Origin of the sequence: Acinetobacter sp. NIPH 2699 (genome assembly GCF_022549355.1) — a bacterium.
In the GTDB taxonomy this organism is placed as follows: Bacteria; Pseudomonadota; Gammaproteobacteria; order Pseudomonadales; family Moraxellaceae; genus Acinetobacter.
In genome coordinates, this window is sequence record NZ_JAKZGL010000013.1 from 44,264 (window position 1) to 67,416 (window position 23,153).

Annotated in this window: 23 protein-coding genes; 6 read left to right on the forward strand and 17 right to left on the reverse strand. The window is 37.5% G+C overall.

Going from position 1 to position 23,153, the window contains the following annotated elements; all coding sequences use genetic code 11:
• Nucleotides 1-114 precede the first annotated feature (114 nt).
• From MMP72_RS12330 to MMP72_RS12395, 14 genes are all read right to left on the reverse strand, one after another.
• A complete protein-coding gene (locus MMP72_RS12330) occupies nucleotides 115-642 on the reverse strand; it encodes an acetyltransferase (RefSeq protein ID WP_241317710.1) in 528 nt (175 codons plus the stop codon).
• The gene (locus tag MMP72_RS12335) at nucleotides 635-1,651 is read right to left on the reverse strand and encodes a glycosyltransferase family 4 protein (protein ID WP_241317712.1); all 1,017 of its coding nucleotides are present in this window, start codon (nucleotides 1,649-1,651) and stop codon (nucleotides 635-637) included. Before MMP72_RS12335 ends, MMP72_RS12330 begins: the two co-directional genes overlap by 8 nt.
• 7 nt (nucleotides 1,652-1,658) lie before the next feature.
• The gene (locus tag MMP72_RS12340) at nucleotides 1,659-2,609 is read right to left on the reverse strand and encodes an NAD-dependent epimerase/dehydratase family protein (protein WP_121930414.1); all 951 of its coding nucleotides are present in this window, start codon (nucleotides 2,607-2,609) and stop codon (nucleotides 1,659-1,661) included.
• Nucleotides 2,610-2,612: 3 nt separating this feature from the next.
• A complete protein-coding gene (locus MMP72_RS12345) occupies nucleotides 2,613-3,365 on the reverse strand; it encodes a glycosyltransferase family 2 protein (RefSeq protein WP_121930415.1) in 753 nt (250 codons plus the stop codon).
• On the reverse strand, nucleotides 3,349-4,329 hold the full coding sequence (locus tag MMP72_RS12350; RefSeq protein WP_241317714.1) for a hypothetical protein: 981 nt from the start codon (nucleotides 4,327-4,329) through the stop codon (nucleotides 3,349-3,351). Before MMP72_RS12350 ends, MMP72_RS12345 begins: the two co-directional genes overlap by 17 nt.
• 6 nt (nucleotides 4,330-4,335) lie before the next feature.
• Nucleotides 4,336-5,661: a hypothetical protein gene (locus MMP72_RS12355; protein ID WP_241317716.1), complete on the reverse strand. Its 1,326-nt coding sequence runs from the start codon at nucleotides 5,659-5,661 to the stop codon at nucleotides 4,336-4,338.
• Nucleotides 5,662-7,002, reverse strand: a complete 1,341-nt coding sequence (locus MMP72_RS12360) for a polysaccharide deacetylase family protein (RefSeq protein WP_241317717.1) — start codon at nucleotides 7,000-7,002, stop codon at nucleotides 5,662-5,664. It abuts the gene before it with no gap.
• Between the two features lie 84 nt (nucleotides 7,003-7,086).
• On the reverse strand, nucleotides 7,087-8,100 hold the full coding sequence (locus MMP72_RS12365; RefSeq protein ID WP_241317719.1) for a hypothetical protein: 1,014 nt from the start codon (nucleotides 8,098-8,100) through the stop codon (nucleotides 7,087-7,089).
• A complete protein-coding gene (locus tag MMP72_RS12370; protein ID WP_241317721.1) occupies nucleotides 8,087-8,677 on the reverse strand; it encodes a hypothetical protein in 591 nt (196 codons plus the stop codon). The genes MMP72_RS12365 and MMP72_RS12370 overlap by 14 nt, the downstream gene beginning before the upstream one ends.
• Nucleotides 8,664-10,031, reverse strand: coding sequence for an oligosaccharide flippase family protein (locus tag MMP72_RS12375; RefSeq protein ID WP_241317723.1), 1,368 nt, complete (start codon nucleotides 10,029-10,031; stop codon nucleotides 8,664-8,666). The genes MMP72_RS12370 and MMP72_RS12375 overlap by 14 nt, the downstream gene beginning before the upstream one ends.
• Nucleotides 10,032-10,034: 3 nt before the next feature.
• Entirely contained in the window at nucleotides 10,035-11,117 is a 1,083-nt protein-coding gene (locus tag MMP72_RS12380) for a DegT/DnrJ/EryC1/StrS family aminotransferase (RefSeq protein WP_241317725.1), read from the reverse strand.
• Nucleotide 11,118: 1 nt separating this feature from the next.
• A complete protein-coding gene (gene wbpD / locus MMP72_RS12385) occupies nucleotides 11,119-11,697 on the reverse strand; it encodes an acyltransferase (protein ID WP_241317727.1) in 579 nt (192 codons plus the stop codon).
• Nucleotides 11,694-12,644: a Gfo/Idh/MocA family oxidoreductase gene (locus MMP72_RS12390; protein WP_121930459.1), complete on the reverse strand. Its 951-nt coding sequence runs from the start codon at nucleotides 12,642-12,644 to the stop codon at nucleotides 11,694-11,696. Before MMP72_RS12390 ends, wbpD begins: the two co-directional genes overlap by 4 nt.
• A gap of 31 nt (nucleotides 12,645-12,675) precedes the next feature.
• A complete protein-coding gene (locus MMP72_RS12395; RefSeq protein ID WP_121930424.1) occupies nucleotides 12,676-13,974 on the reverse strand; it encodes a nucleotide sugar dehydrogenase in 1,299 nt (432 codons plus the stop codon).
• A gap of 315 nt (nucleotides 13,975-14,289) precedes the next feature.
• Between MMP72_RS12395 and MMP72_RS12400 the strand changes: the two genes are divergently transcribed.
• The 5 genes from MMP72_RS12400 to MMP72_RS12420 all read left to right on the forward strand — a co-directional run bounded on the left by MMP72_RS12400 (nucleotide 14,290) and on the right by MMP72_RS12420 (nucleotide 19,661).
• The gene (locus MMP72_RS12400) at nucleotides 14,290-15,390 is read left to right on the forward strand and encodes a polysaccharide biosynthesis/export family protein (protein ID WP_121930425.1); all 1,101 of its coding nucleotides are present in this window, start codon (nucleotides 14,290-14,292) and stop codon (nucleotides 15,388-15,390) included.
• Nucleotides 15,390-15,818 (forward strand): low molecular weight protein-tyrosine-phosphatase, encoded by a 429-nt coding sequence (locus MMP72_RS12405; protein WP_121930426.1) that lies wholly within the window; start codon nucleotides 15,390-15,392, stop codon nucleotides 15,816-15,818. The genes MMP72_RS12400 and MMP72_RS12405 overlap by 1 nt, the downstream gene beginning before the upstream one ends.
• A 17-nt stretch (nucleotides 15,819-15,835) precedes the next feature.
• Nucleotides 15,836-18,019 carry a polysaccharide biosynthesis tyrosine autokinase gene (locus MMP72_RS12410; RefSeq protein WP_241317729.1) on the forward strand — a complete coding sequence of 728 codons (2,184 nt, stop codon included), beginning with the start codon at nucleotides 15,836-15,838 and terminating at the stop codon, nucleotides 18,017-18,019.
• A gap of 189 nt (nucleotides 18,020-18,208) precedes the next feature.
• Nucleotides 18,209-18,916 carry an FKBP-type peptidyl-prolyl cis-trans isomerase gene (locus tag MMP72_RS12415; protein WP_241317731.1) on the forward strand — a complete coding sequence of 236 codons (708 nt, stop codon included), beginning with the start codon at nucleotides 18,209-18,211 and terminating at the stop codon, nucleotides 18,914-18,916.
• A gap of 61 nt (nucleotides 18,917-18,977) precedes the next feature.
• Nucleotides 18,978-19,661, forward strand: coding sequence for an FKBP-type peptidyl-prolyl cis-trans isomerase (locus MMP72_RS12420; RefSeq protein ID WP_241317733.1), 684 nt, complete (start codon nucleotides 18,978-18,980; stop codon nucleotides 19,659-19,661).
• Nucleotides 19,662-19,731: 70 nt separating this feature from the next.
• Here MMP72_RS12420 and murJ read toward each other — a convergent pair whose 3' ends face one another.
• Nucleotides 19,732-21,282 (reverse strand): murein biosynthesis integral membrane protein MurJ, encoded by a 1,551-nt coding sequence (gene murJ / locus MMP72_RS12425; RefSeq protein WP_241317735.1) that lies wholly within the window; start codon nucleotides 21,280-21,282, stop codon nucleotides 19,732-19,734.
• A gap of 88 nt (nucleotides 21,283-21,370) precedes the next feature.
• Nucleotides 21,371-21,937 carry a 1,6-anhydro-N-acetylmuramyl-L-alanine amidase AmpD gene (ampD, locus tag MMP72_RS12430; RefSeq protein ID WP_241317737.1) on the reverse strand — a complete coding sequence of 189 codons (567 nt, stop codon included), beginning with the start codon at nucleotides 21,935-21,937 and terminating at the stop codon, nucleotides 21,371-21,373.
• Nucleotides 21,938-22,082: 145 nt separating this feature from the next.
• Between ampD and nadC the strand changes: the two genes are divergently transcribed.
• Nucleotides 22,083-22,928 (forward strand): carboxylating nicotinate-nucleotide diphosphorylase, encoded by an 846-nt coding sequence (gene nadC, locus MMP72_RS12435; protein ID WP_241317739.1) that lies wholly within the window; start codon nucleotides 22,083-22,085, stop codon nucleotides 22,926-22,928.
• Here nadC and MMP72_RS12440 read toward each other — a convergent pair.
• The gene (locus MMP72_RS12440; protein WP_241317741.1) at nucleotides 22,925-23,092 is read right to left on the reverse strand and encodes a hypothetical protein; all 168 of its coding nucleotides are present in this window, start codon (nucleotides 23,090-23,092) and stop codon (nucleotides 22,925-22,927) included. The two genes, nadC and MMP72_RS12440, sit on opposite strands and share 4 nt — an antisense overlap.
• Between the last annotated feature and the right edge of the window lie 61 nt (nucleotides 23,093-23,153).

A 23,153-nucleotide genomic window follows, 5' to 3' on the forward strand; every position in this document is an offset into this window, starting at 1 on the left:
TAATGTAACTGAAAATAACTTTTACACATCAAATACGCAATACTTAAAATAGCAGGATACATATCTCATATCCCACTATTTTCTTTGATTTAATTTTCAATTTTAGCTACATATTTAATGAGCAAGAATTGAACCCGCTGCTAAAAAAGTAAACGGTGCTACTGTTTTATTTCCTGTAATTTTAACCCCAACACTGAGATGTGAAAACATTCCTATCTCACTATCATGATCAATCGCCGAGGCTAGGTTTACAATCACACCATCTTCAATTTTGACATCAACGCCAACAATACATCCTGCCATAATACAAACGCCTTCTCCAAGTTCAGCAGTAGCACTAATTATCGCAGACGGATGAATCACTGTGGCGATAGGAATAGCCAATTCTTTTAGTTGTTGAAACCAAACCTGTCTGACCTGATTATTTCCGACAGCTGGAATTGCTGCGGTAATAGTAGTCATAAGCGTTGGTATCATCTCTATATTAGCTACAATCGGAAAGCCAGCCAATTCTGTTTTCTGCGGCCAACTATCATCAGCAAATACAATACTGCTCCATTGACCTGATAGGAAAGCAGCTTCCGCGACAGATTTTCCATGGCCACCAGCACCTAGGATTAATAAAACATCTTGTTTATGCACTTTCTGTCTTACCTGCACCGAAATATACAGCTAGAAAAACCAACGGAGTATAAGCGATCAAAATTAAGAGTTCTGGCATTAAATAATGCTGGGTTGTTAAATAAGCAAGCGGTAATAACCATAAAACATTTAATGCCAAAACACCCAAAGTAACAACAGTATGACTATTATACTTTCTAGACGCATATTGATAGGCATGGCTTCGATGTGCATCATACATCTTATGACCATTGATCACACGACGAATCAGAGTAAAGGTTGCATCAACGACGAATATCCCCAAACAGATTAACCAAGCACAAAATAAGGCAACATCTTGTTTTAATGCAATCAAAGCAAGAATACCCAAAATCAGCCCTAGAAAGCCGCTACAAGCATCTCCCATAAAAATTCGAGCTTTGGGAAAGTTCCATAATAAGAAACCAGCAGTACACGCTGCTAATAGAAAAAGTGCCTGACTCGACAAATCCGATGCAAATAAGACATAAATGCCACCGATGCTCAAGGTCGCTGTGATCGCTTCTATACTGGCAATACCGTTAATGCCATCCATAAAGTTATATAGATTCAGTAACCAAACTAAAAAAAGTACCGCAATAATATTGGCGAACCATCCCAACTGAAGACTGTCATTAAATAATCCGACTTCAGAAAAACCACCTAAAGACACCACGACACCAATCGCAACAAGAAAATGAACTGCTAATCGCGCCAAAGCATTAATATGTCCGTGATCGTCCAAGAAACCCAACAATGCGATTGTAAAACCAGCTGAGATTAGGGTTAAGCCAATGTGTTGAGATAAATACCCAAGATAAATAAGCAACATCAGCCCTAAAAGATAGCTAACAACAACTGCAACACCTCCGCCTCGTGGTGTCGGGGTACTATGTGAACTTCGCTCGTTGGGGTTATCTATGATATTTCTTTTTAATGCGTAATTTCGCATATACCCTACTAAGAAAAATGCAACCAAAAAGCTCACTATAGGCATTAAAAGAATTGACATGTTTTACTCACTTTAACTTACTATATGCCTCACCTGCTTGTCTCACAGCAGATATTGCGTTCAAAGGTGGTTGCCAGCCTAGCAATGTTTTTGCTTTCGAGGCATCAACTTCTAATGAACCAAAAAGCTGTTCATATAATTTCATTTTTCCAAGGCAAATTGCACCTAATTTCATGACAAAATTAGGTACATAAATCAAGTTTGGTGATTTCGCCATTCCCTGTCTAAGGTAGGTTACCAATTGCTTTGTGGATAATTCCTCATTATCTGAAATTAGAAATAATTCATTCTTAGCACAAGGATGCTTAATACAACATTCAATGAAATCCACCAGATTATCAAGTGCAATAAATGAACGCTTATTATTTACTCCACTAAATGGTAGTGGGAGATTTGTTGATGCTAACTTTAATAATCGAGCAAAATTTCCCGGTGCATTTGAAGCATAAACCAAAGGCGGACGAATAATGACTAACTCTGTTTCAGTATTTTTAAATAATTCTTTGAGTGCTTGTTCTGCTTCTAATTTTGATACTGCATAGTCTGCATGAGGATGCGGTTCATCCAACTCGTTAAATGGCTTATCTATTGTACTTGAACCATTGACTCCTATCGAACTCATAAAAATAAAACGTTTCACTTTATTTTCTAAGGCCTGATGAGCTAGATGCAATGTACCTTCAACATTAACTTCTCTAAACTCATGCAGTGGGTTATCAACCTGTTCATTTAAAATATGTGCTCTTCCGGCTAAATGCACAATCGTATCTATATGTTTAGGTACTGAGGTCTTAAAAAAACTTCCTTCAGAGTTGCCGACGATCTGCTCAACATTACTAGGAAATCTCTCATCAAAATTTCGAGATAAAATAAATATTTTATACTCGGCTTTCTTAATTAAATTAGAAATTAGAGCATGACCAACAAAACCTGTAGCACCTGTAACTAGAATCTTCATTTATCACACTCGTTTAGTCACAGCTTTCATTGCATAGCAAATGAAATAAAATATAGATTTTGTAAGACCAATATTTAAATGTTTTCTATAAATATTCCATGTCCATTTAGCAGCTTCTAATTTATTTGCTGAAACATTCGAACCATCTTCGGAAACTCTATAAAATGCTAAAGGCTCTTGTATTCCAATACCTTTAACTGCAGGGGAGTTAGAAAAAATTTCCAGCCAGAAAAGATAGTCCTCATGACCAATTTTTTTTTGACGAACCGAGCTAAATCGATCAAATTTATAAATAGCTGTTAAATTTCCAATACAGTTCCCTTTTAAAAGTTGAGAATAGTCTACTGCAAGAGGAACGCTAACTAAGTTTTTAATTCCTGTACTATTAAAACGATAGTAAGAACTAAAGATGACATCAACATCTTGATTTTTAAAAACTTGGATTTGTTTTTCTAATTTTTTTGTATCCCACTTATCATCAGAATCCAAAAAAGCGACATAATCACCTGTAACAATATCCAGCCCTGTATTTCTAGCAGCAGCAACACCTTGATTATTTTCTTTAGAAATTAATTTCACTCTATTATCTAAGCTAACATATTGATTAACAATATCTCTAGTATTATCAGGAGAACAGTCATCAATCACGATTAACTCAAAATTTTGATATGTTTGTGCCAAGACACTTTCAATTGAGTCTGAAATTGTTTTTGCCGCTTTATAAGCAGGCATAATTATACTAACCAGTTGTTGCATTGGCATTTTCACCTAAAATAACAGAGATAAAATTACTTTTAGATTGGATAAAAAGCTGATCTAACTTCTTAGACATTTTATCAGCACGTAAATATTTGACTCCATTAATTGAATCAAACATATTGTTTTCTTCTTTAGCTTCAGAAAATGTTTCTACAATTTCCTCAAAAAAATCAGAAACTAAAATATCCATTCCATATGTCAGTGCCTGAAATATCTTATTTGGCATGCAATATTTATAGTTTAAGTTAAGCTCCTGATCTGTAACAAACACCAATACATTATAGTTATTCAAAAAAGACATGTTATTCGGTTTAAACTCCCCTTTATAACTCAAAAACTCAACCCCAGAAAAAGAAAAGTTTGAAACTGGACTAATATATCCATACACATCTATATTACCTCCTCCATTCAACTCAGAAACCTCCTTGAATAGTTTTACAGGTATTCTCTTTTCATCGATTATACCGAAATAACATATTTTCTTGTTTTCAGAACAAGCGGAATCCAAAGAAAAGTTATTTTCCTTATAATCTGAAGGAAAGTTATATACAACACATGCATCCCGACCATATCTTTTTTTTATTGTTTTAGCCAAGCCATTCGATACAGTTATAATTTTAAAATCAAACTTAGTGACAATAAATTCCAAAACATAGATTAAACAGGCTCTCACTCTTCTAAATAAACCAGAATAATCAAATATAACTAAATCATGCATATCATAAATTATTCTATTTTCTCTTTTATTAATAAAATTAAAAAAAATAAACAATAACATGCATACTAATGAGGCTTGTTGATGAAATATAATAGTTTCACCACGTAACACTGAAAGGTATTTTAATGTTTCTCTCAGATTTCTCAACTCTATGACATGCGAATTATCTGGAAAAATATTTAATTGTGATAAAACTCTAGATGACTTTTCTAAAGGAACTTTAGTAACATGATATATCGCCATTAGAACTTACCCTTTATTCGACCTAAAAACTTCAACAACAAATATTAATGGGATTAAAAAAACTATATACATTATTATCTGTTTAAAGAAAATCATACCTGCTATATCCCCTGTTAAAGGAAATAAAAAAGCCATTGATAAGCCAATTACTTTAACAGAGCAGTTTTTCTCTAAACCAAAGATTCTATGCAGAATGAAAATTAAAACAAATATTGAAATGCAGTAATTTAAACCAAATACTATTGGAGATATGAGCATAAATAACATCCCTCCAATAGCATACGCCTCACCAATAAAATAAGAGTTCATAACCCCTACTTCTTCTGCATCTTTATAACTACCCCAAGTGTACATCATCAGATCTTTACTGTATTCTTTATACTCTAAAAAAATATTAGCAAATGGAACAGATCTCCAAATATATTCAAAATCATGAATTCTAAGATCCAACTGTTCATAAACACCCATCATTTGTCCTGTAGATATCCTCAATAAAAGGTATTCAATTACTTGTCCAGGTTCAAGGTCAGTAAACTGTATTTTGGTAAGATAATATAATATATAAGACCCAATCAGAACAATTGGAGTTGAATATTTAAATAACTTCCAAAAATTTATATGTTGGTTTGTACTGTATAAATACCCAAAAAGAAAAATAAGAAAGCAATTAATAAGAGGTGCCTTACCTCCATATAACGTGCTTGAATAACAAATTAATAGAAATATAGCAATTTTATTATATAAAGAAATTTTAGTATTCTTAAAATTTATTGCCAACAATGCCGCAACAAGAATATATAGAAATTTCAAGTAAGATGCTAGCATTGTTGGAACATTCGACGCATAGCGATTTTCCATACGAACATTTAACAAGTCATTGCCTGTTAATGCACTTGCTATAACAGCATGCTTTGCACCTAAAGCATGCATTAGTAAAACACAAAACAATAAGGCAACTGAGAAAATTATTAATACAAATTTACCATTTCTAAGATCTAACTGACTATCTTCTACTAAGAAATATTTATGAAAAAACAACTTACTAAAAAAAACCAAAGAAATTAGAAAAAAATTAAATGTAGATAGAATAATAAAAGATGAGTAAAATATAGATTCAGGTTTTACAAAAAAAACAGGGATGCTATCCACCCCTAGAAAATAAACACTCCAAACCCCAAATAAAATAACAACTAAAAATGCTCTACTTAGAAGGATTCCATTATAATTCTTCCTAGAAAAATTTATTCCAAATATAGTGTCTTTCAACAAATATAAAAAAATAAATAAGATACTAATTGTAAGCAGTCCAAGAATTGCTACTTCATAAAACATCTAAAATACACCTTGATATATACTACGATAAGCTTCTTTAGTAAATTCAGAGTTATGCCATAACAGCGTAAAAACACCATTAACCTTTTGACACTTTTCCTTTAGCTCCAAAAATACTTCTAAAGGGTTTTCATCTATCGCCATATATCTATCATGTAAGACAGTACACTCCATAGCAATCAAAGGTTTAATTTTCAAATTCAGTACTTTATGACCAACTGGATCGAAAGCTGTATATTCATGACAACTACCAGCACGAAACCCTGCATAGTCAGCATATCCTAGTGTGCTGTCATAACTCAATCCACACTCGTTCCAATACAACATTGTTTCAGGATGCTTCCAACGTAAAAAATGCATGCGTCCACCCCATTCACTCTGTTGGATACCAAGATGACGACATGTTTCTTTTAAATTGGTAAACTCTTGTGCTAAAGCCTCTTTGTTTTTATAACAATTATAGCTAGGGTGTAATCCGATTTCATGGCCTCTAGCATGGATATCCATTAATAATTTCTGAATAGCTGGATGCTGCAAAGTATAGTCTGCATCTTTTGTTTGATCTGTACTTCCACAAATGAAATAAAACGCACTTTTCACTGAGTTACGTTCTGAAACATCCATAATCCATTCAAATGTATTAAATGGATCTTTGGTATGTAATTCTTTTTCCGTATTAAAGCGAATATAGGGACCTAAAAATAAGCTACTCAGATCTTTTCGCTTTATAACATCTCCTAGTACCGACTTAACTAAGTTTATTGGATTTGCAAAACCAAAACGTGCGGGACGATCTACATCATGTGTAATATTTAACTGAAATTTATGTTCTTTTATTTTTAGGTTCGGCCAAACATGTTGTATTACTTGCTTTAATATTTCTAACCATTCATCTACGATAGGTCTATTCAAATAATTATTTTTCCAAGCGTGTGAAGATTTTGCCGAAAAACGCTCATGGTTATCTAAATCAGTTCGACCTACTTCTTCTAGCCGATTCAACATCCAGTAGGCTAAACCTAATATATCGTAATTGATTACAGCACCATTGGCATGCAAATTTATGATAGGCAGCATCAACTCTTTAGTGGAAGGTGCTCTAAGAATAGATGCTATAGCACCTTGATAACTCTCTTTTTTTGCATCCCACTCATAACAATTTAAGTTTGTTTCCCCAAACTTATAAAATGCTATGTCAATATTAGAAAAAGTGATTATTTTTTCACTTCCATCAACCCTTAATAAAACAGTATCCTCAGCACACTCAAAGATAAAGCCTATCCCAAAGCGTTCAAAGAAAATTTGTTTAAACCAGTCTAATTGATCTTGTGAAAAAGACATACTCACCTATGTTAGAACTATTAATCCAAAAAGATAAAACCTTGTATTCTAAATACTGTGCACAAAACTCTTAATTTAGTTATATTACCTAAGCTTAATATCCGACAATAATGCTCTACATAATGATTTCAATATTGATGACTCCACTATGGTCTTTGCTTTTCTATATTTAAGCAATGTTTTAATTGTGTTAAACAAGCCGGTATTCAATAAACGATTAATAAATATCAATATTTCTATAGGTTCTCGCTCCATTTCTATAGAAAATAGCTCTTTCAAAAAAACTGGATTATTATTGAAGCTGAAGTAGCAGGATGCCCAAAACTTTGCATTTACTTCCATGAATACAAAATCTTTTCTTTTGGGACAATATTTGTACTCAGCCAACCCCCAACCTTCGTAGCCAAATGATTTAACAAAATTTTTGGTAAGTTCTTCTAGTCGAGCATTTTGAGTTTCCTTTATAACTGTCGCTGATCCACCAGAAATTGGATAACTTTCTACTTCATAATGCGCAAAGGAAGTAACTATCCCACCATTCTTTGCAAGAAAAGCTACACCATATGTACCTGGGCTATCTATCAACTCTTGAAAAACCAACTCGTCTTTGGATACATTCACTAAGTCATTAAAACTATTAGCTCGCCCCCTTACACCTCCCCCTTTCTCACATTTTTGTTTATAAAAAATTGGAAATGAAAATTCATCTAATTCTTCATATTCAAATTGCTTGGGAATAGGTAAGTTATTATTTAGACAATGATTGAAAAACGAAATCTTATCAAACACCATTAAATTCTTTTCAGCCATCCAAATATTATTAAGCCGCAGCCCCCCTAATCTCAACATTATTTCAGTAGACTGGGCCCCTGTTGGAATAATATTCCCGATATCCATAGGAATCTGAGAGTATGTATTTACGATAAGAATTTCATCATATATTGGATGACTACTATATCGCTCAGTGTTTAGTAGAACTGCTACCAACCGTTTCTTAGTATTTTTTTTAATAAAGCAAGCAATTGCAATTGCTTGCTCATGGAATGGCTGTAGAACATAATAAGTCATATACTGTTGAGCTTCTTTATCTTGATACACGTTTATTCCCCCAAAGCAAAAAAAACTTAAAAGGATTAGTTAATATAGAGAATACGTTTCTACCTATGAGTTTCAGAAGGTAGTTTGTCCTAATCATTACAATTTTAGATTTTTGTGTTGCCCTAATAGAAGATATATTCGTACTCTCTATAACACACCACAAAGCCTTATTATTTTTAATACAAAAGTTTTTTTGACTTTTTAATAACTCACCTCTAATACCACGCCCTCTAAAAGCGGGTTCTACAAAAGAAGAGACCGTCCTTGCCTCATCTTTTCCTGTAGGTAACGAGTCATGCCATACCGATTCTTGAGGAATATGTAAAAAAGAGTAACCTTGTACTGTATCATTATCTAAGTAAATAAAAATTTGCCAGTCTGGGCTAAATTTTCTCTTATCTAACAATAAAAGAAACTGATTAGAGCATATTTTTTCTTTTAAAAAAAACTCATGATCCAAGTTATTTAAATTAAAATTAAATACATAATCATTTTTACTTTCTACACGATCTAACGCATAAAAATAAATTAATCTTTTCTTGAATATATAACTATTAACAAATTTAATTAATGACATATATTCCTCCCCAACGAATCATATAGCTAAATAGTATTGCAACAGAAAGATAGACGAAACTACTCATTAGGATAGGTGTTAATGAGACCTTTGCCCTATTTAAAAACCATATCATTCTAAGAAAATAAACTATTGCACTTACAACAGCAAAAAGCTGAATCGCCCTATCTGCACCTAGCCCCAAACTAATTGCAGCAAATAATGCACCAAATCTTGCAAAAAAAGTTAGCAGTTGTGAAACTAAAGCTTCTTTTTGTAGCTCTAAAACTACAGTTAGATTAGAAAGTGGAGACCATTGGAACTGTAAAAATATCCATGGTGCTAGCCACTGAGCATATTCTCCTGCTTTATACCATTGTTCTCCAAGCACAAAAGCAAATAATTCGGGACCAAAGACTATTAGGACTGCAGTAGGTAAACACCCCATTTGAAGCAGTTTTTTATTAAACTGTAAAACGAGAGTATTTAAACGACCTTCGCGATGAGCTTTTGGTGCTTCTGATAAAAAAACACTTCCCATTGCTTGACCAATGAGACTTACAGGTAATGAGACTAGTTTTAAAGTGAGGGCATATAACCCTGCTATAGTTGCACCAAACAAACTTAAAAAAACAAGTGGAGCCAATTGTAGACTTGCTGTGTTGAATAAACCCGTCCACGTAGAATAAATCGGAAAACTTTTATAGCGTTTCGCAACAGCTTTGATCTGAACAAACTGAACCTTGCGAAACTCTTTGGTATTTCTAATAGCTTGTAGAGATAGCTTTAAACTACCAGCACCCTGACCAAATGCTTGCCCAAGAACAAGGCCCAAAGCAGCCCATTTAAATGTACTAAGTTGGATTAGTAAAGTTACGATTGATTGTATGAGTTTCGTACTTGCAATCGCCTTATATTCTTTCTGCCTTACACACCACGCATTACATATTTGGTATAAACCAACAAAAAAAACTGCTAATGGCAACAACCATAAATAGGAGGCTAGTTCAGGAGCCTTAAGCAAAGCTGATATAGACTCAGCAAATAAAATAGTAAATATTACCGTTACAACGGTAGTTAAAACTAGAAAAATAAAGGATAAAACTGTCACTGCAACAGTTTCCTCAATTTTTTCAGGCAAATGGATTGCTAATTCATACCTAGCACTTGCAATAACAGTTAAAAAAGCCAGTAAAGAAACAAAGGCTGCTAACAAACCAAAATCACTCGGCGAATACAATCTAGTGAGTAAAGGTGTTGCAGCAACCAAAAGTAATTGCGCTCCAGCAGTTCCACCGACTAATAAGCCAACTGACTTCAACAAGCCTCCTTGCGCATTTAATTTCGAATTAATTTTTTCAAGAAGGCTTTTCACGTATTATTTACCTAAAGCAGCAACAATTTTTTCTTGAGCCTCAATAGTTAAATAAGGATGCATCGGCAAACTCATCACTTTTTCCGAAACGGCATCACCTACAGGTAACATCGCATTTACATCCGCCACAGCAGGTTGTTTATTCAGAGGAATTGGATAATGTACTGCCGTTGGGATACCTTCAGCTTTTAATTTCTCTTGGACCTCTGCGCGGTTATCGACTTGAATCGTATATTGCGCCCATGCACTGGTATTATGCGACTCAAGGTATGGTATCGTATGAATACCTGCTTGATAAAATAACTGATTATAAACTTCAGCTACTTTTTGACGTGCCTGCATTTCATCATCCAAAATTTCTAATTTTGGTAACAAAATTGCGGCTTGTAACGTATCAAGACGGCTGTTCACACCAACACGAACATGATGATAACGCCTATCTTGACCATGACGTGCAATCTGACGAATCACTTTAGCCAGCTCATCATCGTTGGTAAAAATAGCACCACCATCCCCATAACAACCTAAAGGTTTGCTTGGGAAGAAGCTGGTACAAGCCACTGTACTTAGATTACAACTCTTTCTGCCTTTATAGGTTGCCCCAAAACTTTGCGCTGCATCTTCGATTACTGGAATATTATATTTTGCAGCGATTGCATTAATAGCATCTAAATCCGCACACTGACCATATAAACTTACAGGAATAATCGCTTTGGTACGTGGTGTAATTGCTGCTTCCAGTTTTTCTACATCAAGGTTATAGGTTTTAGGGTTAACATCAACATATACTGGTGTTGCGCCTAGCAGTGCAACCGTTTCAGCGGTAGCGATATAGGTAAATCCTGGGGTAATCACTTCATCCCCCATGCCTATACCAAAAGCCATTTGGGCAATCTGCAAAGCATCTGTACCATTGGCACATGTGATGCAATATTTTGCACCTACGTATATAGCTAGCTTTTCTTCTAGTTCTGTAACCTCTGGACCCAAAATGTATTGTCCATGCGTAAGAACCTTTTGAATTCCAGCATCAATTTTGGTTTTTATTCTGCTTTGCTGTGCTTTTAAATCAATAAACTCAATCATATTAAGCCTGCTTAGTCAGCGTTGTTCCATTTAAATGATAAATTGCACCTGTATGTTGACATACTGACTGTGCTTGCCCCTGTAATGGCAGATCAAGTTGTTCACCAAAATCACTCATCCAGCCGATTTGTTTTGCAGGAACACCAACCATAAGTGCATAGGCAGGAACATCTTTATTTACGACAGCCCCTGCCCCAACGAAAGCATAAGCACCTATCGTTACACCACACACAATGGTGCAGTTTGCCCCAAGCGTGGCACCCTTTTCCACCAATGTATTCCTATATTGATCCTTGCGCTCAATGAGCGAACGAGGGTTATAGACATTAGTAAAGACCATACTTGGTCCACAAAAGACACCTTCTTCTAAAGTCACATTATCGTAAACAGAAACATTGTTCTGTACTTTACAATAGTCGCCAATCACGACCTTATTACCAACAAAGACGTTTTGTCCTAGGGATACACCCTTACCAATTTTGGCGCCACCACACACGTGAACAAAGTGCCAAACTCGGGAGTCTTCACCAATCTGCGCACCATCATCGACGATTGCACTGTCATGCTTGTAGAAACTCATCTTTGCTTCACCTTCGCCATAAGTGGATGAGGATTCGCAGGGTTTTCAACAATTGGAGATACGCGAATCACTTCAACAGTTTCAATCGCTGCACGATTTTCTTCTACACCGTAACCTTTACCTTCTAAAATACGTTGGTAACTTTGTGTATGCAAATCGGTGAAACCACCCGAGAATTCTAATTCTTCATTCTCAATGGTAATACTGCGATAAGTCAGTTTTTCACCTTGCACTGCATTCTCTGGTAAGTTATTCGCATCAATAGACAAGAACCAACGCACACGAGCACGCTCATACTCTAAGTAACCAGATGCTGTTTTTTCATCACGGAAATGCACTTCATTTTTTACAATTTTGCCAAAAATAAAATGCAGCATATCGTAAAAATGCACACCGATATTGGTTGCTACACCACCTGATTTATTGTCTACTCCTTTCCATGATTTTAAATACCATTTACCACGTGAAGTTAAATACGTTAAATCAACATCAAAAATTTTACCTGCTGGCGCAGATTGCACTTTATCACGCAAGGCAATAATTGAAGGGTGTAAACGTAACTGTAAAATTGAATTTACTTTTGCACCATATTGTTTTTCATAGGTTGATAAAAGGTCAAGGTCTTCCGATGTCAATACCAATGGTTTTTCACAAATCACATCAATGCCATTTTTTAAAGCATATTTCATATGTGGTGCATGCAAGTAGTTCGGAGAGCAAATCGCGACATAATCCAGCTTTTCACCTTTGAGTTTTTGGTCTTCGACATATGCCTCAAACTCTTCAAATTCAGTAAAGAATTCCGCTTCTGGGAAGTGGCTATCCATAATTCCAACTGAGTCATTTACATCCATGGCAACAGCTAATGTGTTTCCAGTTTCTTTAATCGCTTTCAAATGACGTGGTGCAATATATCCAGCAGCACCAATAAGGGCAAATTTTTTCATATTTAAAACCATTTAATTCAATCGTTATCAGTTAGAGGCGGAATACAGTAAAGCCTTGATCTGCCATCTCTTCGCGGTCAAACAAACATTTCACATCCGCCAATACTGGTTTTGCGCTGTTGACATATGACTTAAGTTCTGCTGCTGATAGTGAGCGAAACTCATTATGCCCTACAGCAACCACTAGGCTATCGACAGGATGATCTGCGTCCACAATTCCCAATTCGATGCCATATTCACTCTTCACTTCGTTTGCATCTGCCCATGGGTCAGCAACAACAACCTGAGTTCCCCACAACTCAAACTCTTTAATTAAATCTGAGACTTTACTGTTACGAATATCTGGACAGTTTTCCTTAAAAGTAACACCCAAGACGCCAACTCTAGCACGTGGCACATCAATTCCATTTTGCAACATGAGCTTAATCGTATTACGTGCAACGTAACGCGCCATATTGTCATTAATACGACGTCCAGCCAAAATCACTTGCGGATGGTAACCAACTTCTTCGGCTTTATGGGTTAAATAATATGGGTCTACACCAATGCAATGTCCACCCACCAAACCTGGGCGGAAAGGTAAAAAGTTCCATTTACTACCAGCAGCTTCAAGTACATCTAGAGTATCAATGCCAATCCGATCAAAGATTACAGAGAGTTCATTCACCAAAGCAATATTCAAATCGCGTTGGGTGTTTTCAATCACCTTAGCCGCTTCAGCCACTTTAATACTCGAAGCTTTATGCGTTCCAGCAGTAATGATGCTGGCATAAACTTGATCAACAAAATCCGCCACTTCAGGAGTACTACCACTGGTGATCTTTGTAATTTTAGTTAATGTATTAACTTTATCACCAGGATTAATGCGCTCGGGACTATAACCTGCAAAAAAGTCCTGATTAAACTTCAAACCCGATACTTGTTCTAATACAGGAATACATACCTCTTCGGTTGCGCCAGGATAGACAGTGGATTCATAAACCACAATATCGCCTTTGCTTAGCACCTTACCGAGGCTCTCACTCGCTTTTTTCAAAGGGCTAAGATCTGGACGATTCACATGATCAACAGGTGTAGGAACGGTGACAATAAAAAAATTACAGTCTTTTAAGTCATCTAGATTTGCTGTATAGGTGAGATACTCTGCTTGCTTTAGACCTTCAGGAGAAACTTCCAACGTATGATCTTGTCCACTCTTAAGTTCATCTACACGTTTTTGATGAATATCAAAACCAACAACAGGAAATTTTTTCCCAAATTCAACTGCTAGCGGCAGTCCAACATATCCTAAACCAATAATTGCTATTTTTAATTCGGCAAGTGTTAGCATAAATAAAGCCTTGATCCTTACAATTTTTCGCTGTTTATATAAACAGTCATGAATATTTGCGCGTACTATATCAGAATATTTATTACTACCACATTTCAATTGTATGAATGTGTTAACAAGCTGTGTACTGGTTCACATTTTAGTCAAAAGCCCATTTGTGTGGATTTCTTTTTAGAAATACTAAACATACAAAGCCAAGACATTTCTCAATGCTTTTTTGCTACTTTTCAGCTAGAATTGGACAAATTCTGGGCCTCAAGACGAATCGTTTTGGCGACTGATATTAATTAGATATAAATAATCCAAGGGTCGTGTGTGAAGTACTATCAGCTTTTTTCTATTCTTAGCATAAGTATTGCTGCTACAAGTTGTGCTGTTACCTCTGGTTTGCAAACCTATGATATTCCAACTGAAGGGGTGTATACCACCGATCTTGGGACAACCGTGAATGTCATTAAAATTGACCAAGAAAATATGTATGCAGTACAACCAGCGCAAGTTGACTACCAGCACGACTACAAAGCACTATTTCAAAAACAACAAACAGGCTATCGTTTAAGTGCTGGTGATGTACTTTCGATCCAGCTTTGGGCATATCCAGAAATTACCCCACCGACCACAACGGTCAACAACGAACAAGCTGTTCAGGCTTTGGGCTACCCAATTGATGCGAGCGGTTATATTCAACTCCCCTTAGTTGGACGCTATAAAGCCGCTGGAAAAAGCTTGGCTCAACTCAATACTGAACTACGCAACCAGTTTGCACGGTATGTAAAAACACCTGATGTGATTGTTCGCGTCTTGTCATACCAAGGACAGCGCTATTCGGTACAGGGTAGTGTACTTAGAGGTGGACAATTCTATTTAAATGATCAACCGACCAGTATTTATACAGCACTCGGTATGGCAGGTGGTATCAATGATAAAGGTGCAAATACTTATATCCAGTTGATTCGCAATGGTCGAACCTACGATCTCAACACCATCGAACTTGAAAAGGCTGGCTATTCACTGCATAAGCTTTTGGTCCAGTCCAATGACACCATTTATGTCAGCACCAAAGAAAATCAAAAAATTTATGTTATGGGTGAGTCTGGTAAAAACCAAGCCTTGCCAATGCGTGATCAAGGTATGACCCTCAGTGATGCCTTAGGTGAAAGTTTAGGCATCAATCCAAACTCTGCCAGTGCTAGTCGGATCTATGTACTTAGAAGTAATCCAAATGATCGTAGCACCGCGCTCTATCATATGAACTTGATGAGCTTGGGTGATTTTGGCTTGGCCAATCAGTTTAAGTTACGTAGCAATGATATTGTGTATGTTGATGCAACAGGTTTAACGCGTTGGCAACGTGTCATCAATCAAGTCATTCCTTTCTCCAACGCCTTATATAATATTGATCGTTTGGGGAACTGATGCAGATTAAAAGTATTTTGGTGATTTGTGTGGGAAATATCTGTCGCAGCCCGATGGCAGAGTATTTGCTGAAACAAGCTCATCCCCAGCTCGATATTGAGTCTGCTGGTATCGCTGGTCTGACTGGCCATCCAGCGGATGAAAAAGCGCAATACTGTATGCGCACACTCAATATTGACATGAGTGCACATATCGCCAAAAAACTCACCGCAGAGCATCTTAAAAAAGCGGATTTAGTGTTAGTAATGAGTCAAAATCAGCAAAAACATATTGAGCAGACCTGGCCCTTTGCTAAAGGTAAAGTCTTCCGCCTCGGACATTGGCAAAATAAAAATGTGTCTGATCCCTATCAACACGATCAAGCTTTTTTTGATAGTACATGCCAGCTGATTCAGCAGTGTGTGACTGATTGGAAAAATTACATTTAACTTTTAGATTTAAGATTATGAGCCAAAATACCAATACTGAAGATACAATTGACCTAAAAGAACTGTTCTTCTCCTTGCTCGCGCAATGGAAGCTTATTGCGCTATGCGTCATCCTGAGTCTTGTATGTGCATTATTGTATTTGCGCACGACACCAAATACATACGCAGTTGATGCCCTAGTACAGGTTGAAAACAGCAAAGGTGCTTCTGCTGCGCTGTTGGGTGATCTTTCACAAATGATCGATCAAAAGTCTCCTGCTCAATCTGAGATCGAAATCTTAAAATCACGCTTAGTGTTAGGTTCAGTGATTGAAGCATTGCACCTTGACCTCAGTATTTCCAGTGTCGAAGATACTTTTGCTCAGCGTTTACTCAGCAAACCCAGTTATGCCACAGAGTACTTACCCAAAGCGGTCATTTTCCGTGACGCTGAAAAAGCACTTGAATTTCGTCAGTTTGAGGTGCCACAAAACTTCCTCGATAAAACGCTACGTTTAAAGTTAAACGAAGGAAAATTCCAATTAATCGATAGCAAAACCGATGAAATCCTATTAACAGCACCGTTAAATCAGCTTAATCAACTGTCAAATCGTTATGGTGTATGGAAAATCAACATCGCCACAAAAGACCAATTCAATACAGATTATGAGATCCTCAAACGATCTTTACCTGCTGCAGTAACAGCAGTTAGGGAAAACTATTCAGTGGCTGAAAAAGGCAAGTTGACTGGTATATTGGGTTTAAATTATCAAGGTCAAGATAAAGAGCATATTACCAAAGTACTCAATGCAATCCTATCTGCTTATAGCGCACAAAATGTAGCACGCAAATCCGCAGAAACTGCACAAACGCTTAAATTTCTTGATGAACAACTTCCAGAGCTGAAACAACAACTTGACGTGGCTGAGCGCGAATTCAATAAATTCCGCCAAGAATATAATACTGTTGATGTCACCAAAGAGTCGGAGTTATATCTGACCCAAAGTATTACCTTAGAAACGAAAAAAATTGAATTACAGCAGCAACAGGCGGATATCTCAGCCAAATATACCGCTGAACACCCTGCGATGCGTGAGATTAATGCTCAAATTACAGCATTAAATAAAATGATTGGTGAACTTAATAGTACCTTAAAACAATTGCCTGATTTACAAAGACGATATTTACAATTGTATCGTGAGGTTGAAGTTAAAACTCAACTCTATACGGCGCTTTTAAATTCCTATCAGCAGCTTAGAATCGCCAATGCAGGGGAGATCGGCAATGTCCGTATTGTCGATACCGCAATTGAACCTGTTCAACCAATCAAGCCGAAAAAATTGCTTATTCTCATTCTTGCGGTTTTCTTAGGTGGCTTCGTCGGTACTTTAATTGCCCTACTACGCAATATGTTACGCACAGGGATTAAAGACTCCAGTCAAATCGAGCGAGAACTTGATCTACCTGTCTATGCAACTGTTCCCCGCTCCCCAGTTCAAGAAACTCGTATGAGTATTCTGAAGAAGAAGAAGAATATTCCTATTCTTGCGGTTAAAAACAGTGATGATATTGCGATTGAAAGCTTACGTAGTATTCGTACCGCGATCCATTTTGCACTAAGTAATGCAAAAAATAATATTATTATGATCGCAGGTCCATCACCTGAGGTCGGTAAGTCTTTTATTTCCACCAACCTTGCAACCATCTTTGCCCAAAGCAATAAAAAGGTTTTATTGATTGATGCGGATCTACGTCGTGGTTATTTGCATAAGTATTTTAATTTAGACGTTAAACCAGGATTATCTGAGTTGTTAAGTAGCCAAGCTGAGCTCGGTCAAGTGATTCATGAAACTGAAGTCGCTGGTTTAAGTATGATTACTCGAGGGAAAAACCCAACAAATCCTTCTGAGATTTTAGGTTCTGAGCAGTTTAAAGCTTTACTCGAAAAACTCAGTTCTGAATATGACCATATCATTATTGATACGCCACCTATTTTAGCAGTTACTGATGGAATTATCATTTCGCAATATGTCGGCGTCAATTTGTTGGTTGCTCGTTATGCTAAATCACAAATGAAAGAGCTTGAACTCAGCTTAAATCGCTTTGAGCAGGCTGGCGTTAAAGTGAATGGCTTTATTCTTAATGATATCCAACGTGCAAGTGCTGGATATGGCTATGGATATAACTATGCGTATGCTTACAAAGCACAGAAAGATGATTAATTAGTCTGCAAACATGAGCATAAAAGCCAGATCTCATGATCTGGCTTTTTACACTTATCTTGAAAATTCAACAAACATAAACCCTATAAAAAATACACGCATTTTTCAGATCAGTTATTCAATGCTGAAGCATAGACATGCTAAGATCAATGCCATATTTTTTACTAAAATCTCACTTTTGGACATCTCATGAGTAAAGCTTTACCTGTTATTGTCGCAGCCGTTTTAGGCGGAGCAGCCCTTGTACCGATTTATTATGCAACTCAACACCCTACTACTGAACTTGGCGCAAAAGCGGACAAAAATGCAGGACCTGGCGCAAAAATCAGTTATGCCTTAGGTTATGAAGTTGCGAAACAAACGCCGCCCGAACTAGAAACAGTTGCGTTCATCACGGGTTTCCGCGATGGTCATGCAGAAAAACCTGCTGCCTATACTGAGGAAGAACTACAAGCTGCTTATGTCGCATTCCAACAAGAGTTACAACAAAAGCAAATCGAAGAAACCCAGAAAGCAGAAGCAACAGGTAACACCTTCTTAGCTGAAAATGCGAAAAAAGAAGGCGTTAAAACCACCGCTTCAGGATTGCAATATAAAATCATTACAGCAGGAACAGGCAAACAACCAAAGGCCGAATCAGTTGTTAAAGTCCATTATAAAGGTCAATTGACCGATGGCACTGTATTTGACAGTTCCTATGATCGTGGTGAACCAATCGAGTTCCCGCTTAATCAAGTGATTCCTGGTTGGACTGAAGGCTTACAGTTAATGAAAGAAGGAAGCAAAGCAACACTTTATATTCCTGCTAACTTAGGTTATGGCGAACAAGGTGTACCTGGGTCTATTCCACCGAATAGTACTCTAGTTTTTGATGTCGAACTCATCGCGGTAAAATAACGGATATAGGGAGAGCATATGCTCTCCTTTATTTTTTTAGAAAAGCGTTTTGGAAGAAATAATGAAAAAATTAAGTCTTATTTTAATGACATCCATGATTGGTACTGCTTACGCAGCACCCATTACCTTAAAAAGCCCACAACAAGAGCAGTTGGGTTACAGTTACGGTTATTTGATGGGTAAAGGCAATGCCAATACCCTAAAAGATTTAGATATTGATGCTTTCGTGCAAGGCTTAAAAGAAGCGACACAGGGAAAAGCAGCATCTTTGACAGATGAAGAGATGGCAAATGTGCTCAACCAATATAAAAAGCGTATGGAAGCAAAGCAACTGATTGAATTTCAGGAAATTGCTCAAAAGAATGATCAAGCAGGAAAAGCCTTTTTAGCTGAAAATGCGAAAAAAGCCAATATTGTGACCACTAAATCAGGCTTACAGTACCAAGTCCTTCAAGCGGGCAAAGGTAAATCACCGAGAGCGAGCTCTACGGTTAAAGTCAATTATGAAGGGCGTTTACTTGATGGAACCGTGTTTGATAGTTCGATCGCACGCAACCATCCTGTCGAGTTTCAATTGAATCAAGTAATCGCAGGTTGGACTGAAGGCGTTCAAACCATGAAGGTAGGTGGTAAAAGCCGTTTCTTTATCCCAGCCAATCTCGCCTATGGTGAGGTGGGTGCTGGTGATGGAATTGGTCCAAATAGCACCCTGATTTTTGATATTGAATTACTGGAAATAAAATAATTTAAATCCCCCTCCTTGCACTGCGATAACCGCAGCTCATCCTTTAAAAAGGAGGGGGAAACGCTCAAATTCAATGCTTTAAATGTCTCGGTCTAAATCCTGTTAGCAATAATCCGACAACATACGCCACCACACCAAGCACACACAAACCAGCAACTTCAGCCACACGTAGCCATTGAGAAATATCACCTTGATACCACGTAAGGCCATACCATAACGCTAAAATCATGATGAGATTGGCCACTGCAAACTGGAATGCCAGTTTTTTCCAATGCGCGCCAAAGCGATAGATATTGCGTTTGTGTAAATAGAAATAAAGTAGACCTGCATTGACCAAAGCTGAACCTGAAGAGGCCATAGCCAGCGCCATATGCTCTGCTTGCCAACCATTCAACTTAAAGATACCAATAAATATCACGTTTAAAATCGCATTGGTCGCTACCGCGATTAACCCGACCCGTACTGGTGTTTTGGTGTCCTGCTGGGCATAAAAACCCGGGGCAAACACCTTAATCAACATAAAAGAGATCACGCCAGCACTCATACACTGCAACGCCAAAGCAGTCATTTGTGTATCTTCTAAAGTAAATTCACCACGTTGAAAAAGCGCTTGAATAATCGGTGTGGACAGCATAAATAAAGCAATACTGGCTGGAATCCCTACCAGCATGATGATTTTAGCAGCCCAATCCAACATACCTCTAAATTTACTCTGATCTTGTTCAGCATGGCGTGCTGAAAGTGATGGCAGGATCACCGTCCCGATCGCAACCCCAATCAATCCCAGTGGTAGTTCAGTCATACGTTCTGCACTGTATAGCCATGACACTGAACCATCCTGCATAAAGGATGCCCAGATCGTATTTAGTAATAAGTTAATTTGCGTGACTGACACGCCGAATAAGGCAGGCAGCATCAACTTTAGAATACGATTTACACCTTCATGTTTAAAATCAACTTTTGGTGGAATCAGTAAGTTTTTCTTCCATAACTCAGGAATTTGAATGGCCAGTTGCAAAACACCTGCAACCACCACAGCCCATCCAAGCGCCATGATCGGTTCTGCCATATAAGGCGTTAACCACCACGCCCCAGCAATCATAGCAATATTCAGCAATACTGGGGAAAATGCAGGTGAAGCAAATGAACCATAACTATTTAGGATACTGCTGGCAAAAGCCGTCAGTGACATAAACATCAGATAAGGAATGGTCAAACGAAATAAATCAACAGCTAGAGTAAACTTCTCGGTATCGCTGTGGAAACCAGGCGCATAGATATAAATAATTACTGGTGCTGCGACCATCGCCACAAAGGTGAGCAATGTCATTGCCGTCAACAAACAACCAAAAACCCGACTAATCAGAATTTGAACTTCTGCATGAGCGCGACTGGTTTTATATTCCGTCAGAACAGGAATAAAAGCTTGTGAAAATGCCCCTTCAGCAAACAGACGCCGAAAAAAGTTGGGGATACGAAAGGCAACCACAAAGGTATCAAAGTCCTTGCCTGCCCCAAACACATTCAGCAGTACGATATCACGCACCAATCCCAAAACTCGAGATAACATCGTCATTGCACTGACAATTATAGTCGATCGCCACAATGCCATCGCACTCACCTACGGTTTATATTTCAAAAGCGTTATTGTAATGAAAGTAAAAATAGATTTCGTTGTGAAATCATAAATTCATTGATGTTTTTTTAGATCATGTTTTAGCTGATAGCAAATGACGGAACAAGGGCCAATCAAAATATAACCCAGGATCTGTTTTACGCTTAGGCGCAATATCAGAATGACCCGCGATATGATTTTGGATTTTGGGGTAAGTTTGACGTAATATTTTTACCACCTCGATCAGCGCCTGATATTGTTCTGGTTCAAACGGCAAATCATCACTTCCCTCTAGCTCAATGCCAATCGAATAATCATTACATTCTGGTTGAGCCAAATAACTGGATCGACCCGCATGCCAAGAACGATCATTAAAATTGACAAACTGAATCACCTCACCTGTGCGTAAAATCAGTAGATGGGCTGAAACTTGCATGCCTTCAATGCTTTGAAAATAAGGATGTACCGACCAATCCAACTGATTCTGAAAGAATTGCTGGATATACCCCCCACCAAATTGCGACGGCGGTAAACTAATATTGTGAATCACAATCAGTTGAATGTCTGTCTCGGCAGGACGCGCATTAAAGTTAGGTGAAGCAATTTGCATTGCACCTTGTAATATTCCATCTCGAACTTGAGTAAATCTAGATTGCGGCATTGTCACTCGAATCAGCAATTTAATATTAATATTTCCCATTCTGACATGCTTTATTCGCAATAATCGAGATCAAATACTTATTTTTTACGAGGACGGTGCTAATATAATGCACACGTTTTTTGGTCAAAAATCTACTGGAAAGAGTATGAGCATCCCACAATCTTTGCTTGAACAATCTATTCAAATCAATATTCAACAAGCATTACAAGAAGATATTGGGGACGGCGATATTACCGCCATGCTCTCACCTGCGGATGAACAAGCCACAGCCACCATTATCACCCGTGAAGATATGGTCTTGGCAGGCCAACCTTGGGTCAATGCTTTAATTCAGGCTTATGACAGCTCAGTACAAATCACATGGTTAAAACAAGAAGGTGATGTGGTTGCGGCCAATGAAGCTTTTTTAAAACTTGCGGGTTCAGCGCGTAGTTTATTAACAGTAGAACGCCCAGCGTTAAACTTTGTACAAACTCTTTCTGCTGTGGCCACCAAAACAGCCAGCTACGTGAAACAGCTCGATGGTCTACACACCAAATTGCTTGATACGCGTAAAACCTTACCTGGTTTACGTATCGCGCAAAAATATGCGGTTGCGATCGGTGGTGGTCAAAATCATCGCCTTGGTTTATTTGATGCCTTTCTGATTAAAGAAAATCACATTATGGCTGCGGGTGGCATCGTTCAGGCTATTGCTCAAGCGCATCAGATTGCACCCGGAAAACCAGTCGAAGTTGAAGTTGAAACATGGGATGAACTGAATCAAGCACTTGAAGCAGGTGCAGATATTGTGATGTTGGATAATTTTAGCCAACAACAAATGATTGATGCGGTGAAACATATCGCAGGGCGTTGTAAATTAGAGGCCTCAGGCAATATCACCATTGAAAATTTACGTGAAGTTGCCAGCACAGGTGTAGATTATATTTCGATGGGTGTTTTGACCAAAGATGTTCGCGCTATAGATTTATCTATGCGCTTTAATGCTTAAACCTGTTTATCTTTTTGCTGCTGAATCGATTGCTGCGAATCCAATGCCTGAGCTTCCGTCTCTTGCCATGCCGATTTCGCTTCAGTCGATTGGCTCGATCGTGGGTCAACTGCCATTAAAATAAAAGTGACAGCAGTGAGAAATATCAAAAAAACTTGTAACATCGTTGTCTCTTTTCTTTCAGTGTTCTCAATATAGCAAAGCAAAATGGGGTGAATTTGCATA

Coding starts and splice junctions, on each gene's coding strand:
- MMP72_RS12335 (WP_241317712.1), bottom strand. CDS start 1,651: ATGTCAATTCTTTTAATGCCTATAGTGAGCTTTTTGGTTGCATTTTTC.
- MMP72_RS12340 (WP_121930414.1), bottom strand. CDS start 2,609: ATGAAGATTCTAGTTACAGGTGCTACAGGTTTTGTTGGTCATGCTCTA.
- MMP72_RS12345 (WP_121930415.1), bottom strand. CDS start 3,365: ATGCAACAACTGGTTAGTATAATTATGCCTGCTTATAAAGCGGCAAAA.
- MMP72_RS12350 (WP_241317714.1), bottom strand. CDS start 4,329: ATGGCGATATATCATGTTACTAAAGTTCCTTTAGAAAAGTCATCTAGA.
- MMP72_RS12355 (WP_241317716.1), bottom strand. CDS start 5,661: ATGTTTTATGAAGTAGCAATTCTTGGACTGCTTACAATTAGTATCTTA.
- MMP72_RS12360 (WP_241317717.1), bottom strand. CDS start 7,002: ATGTCTTTTTCACAAGATCAATTAGACTGGTTTAAACAAATTTTCTTT.
- MMP72_RS12370 (WP_241317721.1), bottom strand. CDS start 8,677: ATGTCATTAATTAAATTTGTTAATAGTTATATATTCAAGAAAAGATTA.
- MMP72_RS12380 (WP_241317725.1), bottom strand. CDS start 11,117: ATGATTGAGTTTATTGATTTAAAAGCACAGCAAAGCAGAATAAAAACC.
- wbpD (WP_241317727.1), bottom strand. CDS start 11,697: ATGAGTTTCTACAAGCATGACAGTGCAATCGTCGATGATGGTGCGCAG.
- MMP72_RS12390 (WP_121930459.1), bottom strand. CDS start 12,644: ATGAAAAAATTTGCCCTTATTGGTGCTGCTGGATATATTGCACCACGT.
- MMP72_RS12395 (WP_121930424.1), bottom strand. CDS start 13,974: ATGCTAACACTTGCCGAATTAAAAATAGCAATTATTGGTTTAGGATAT.
- MMP72_RS12405 (WP_121930426.1), top strand. CDS start 15,390: ATGCAGATTAAAAGTATTTTGGTGATTTGTGTGGGAAATATCTGTCGC.
- MMP72_RS12410 (WP_241317729.1), top strand. CDS start 15,836: ATGAGCCAAAATACCAATACTGAAGATACAATTGACCTAAAAGAACTG.
- MMP72_RS12415 (WP_241317731.1), top strand. CDS start 18,209: ATGAGTAAAGCTTTACCTGTTATTGTCGCAGCCGTTTTAGGCGGAGCA.
- MMP72_RS12420 (WP_241317733.1), top strand. CDS start 18,978: ATGAAAAAATTAAGTCTTATTTTAATGACATCCATGATTGGTACTGCT.
- ampD (WP_241317737.1), bottom strand. CDS start 21,937: ATGCCGCAATCTAGATTTACTCAAGTTCGAGATGGAATATTACAAGGT.
- nadC (WP_241317739.1), top strand. CDS start 22,083: ATGAGCATCCCACAATCTTTGCTTGAACAATCTATTCAAATCAATATT.
- MMP72_RS12440 (WP_241317741.1), bottom strand. CDS start 23,092: ATGTTACAAGTTTTTTTGATATTTCTCACTGCTGTCACTTTTATTTTA.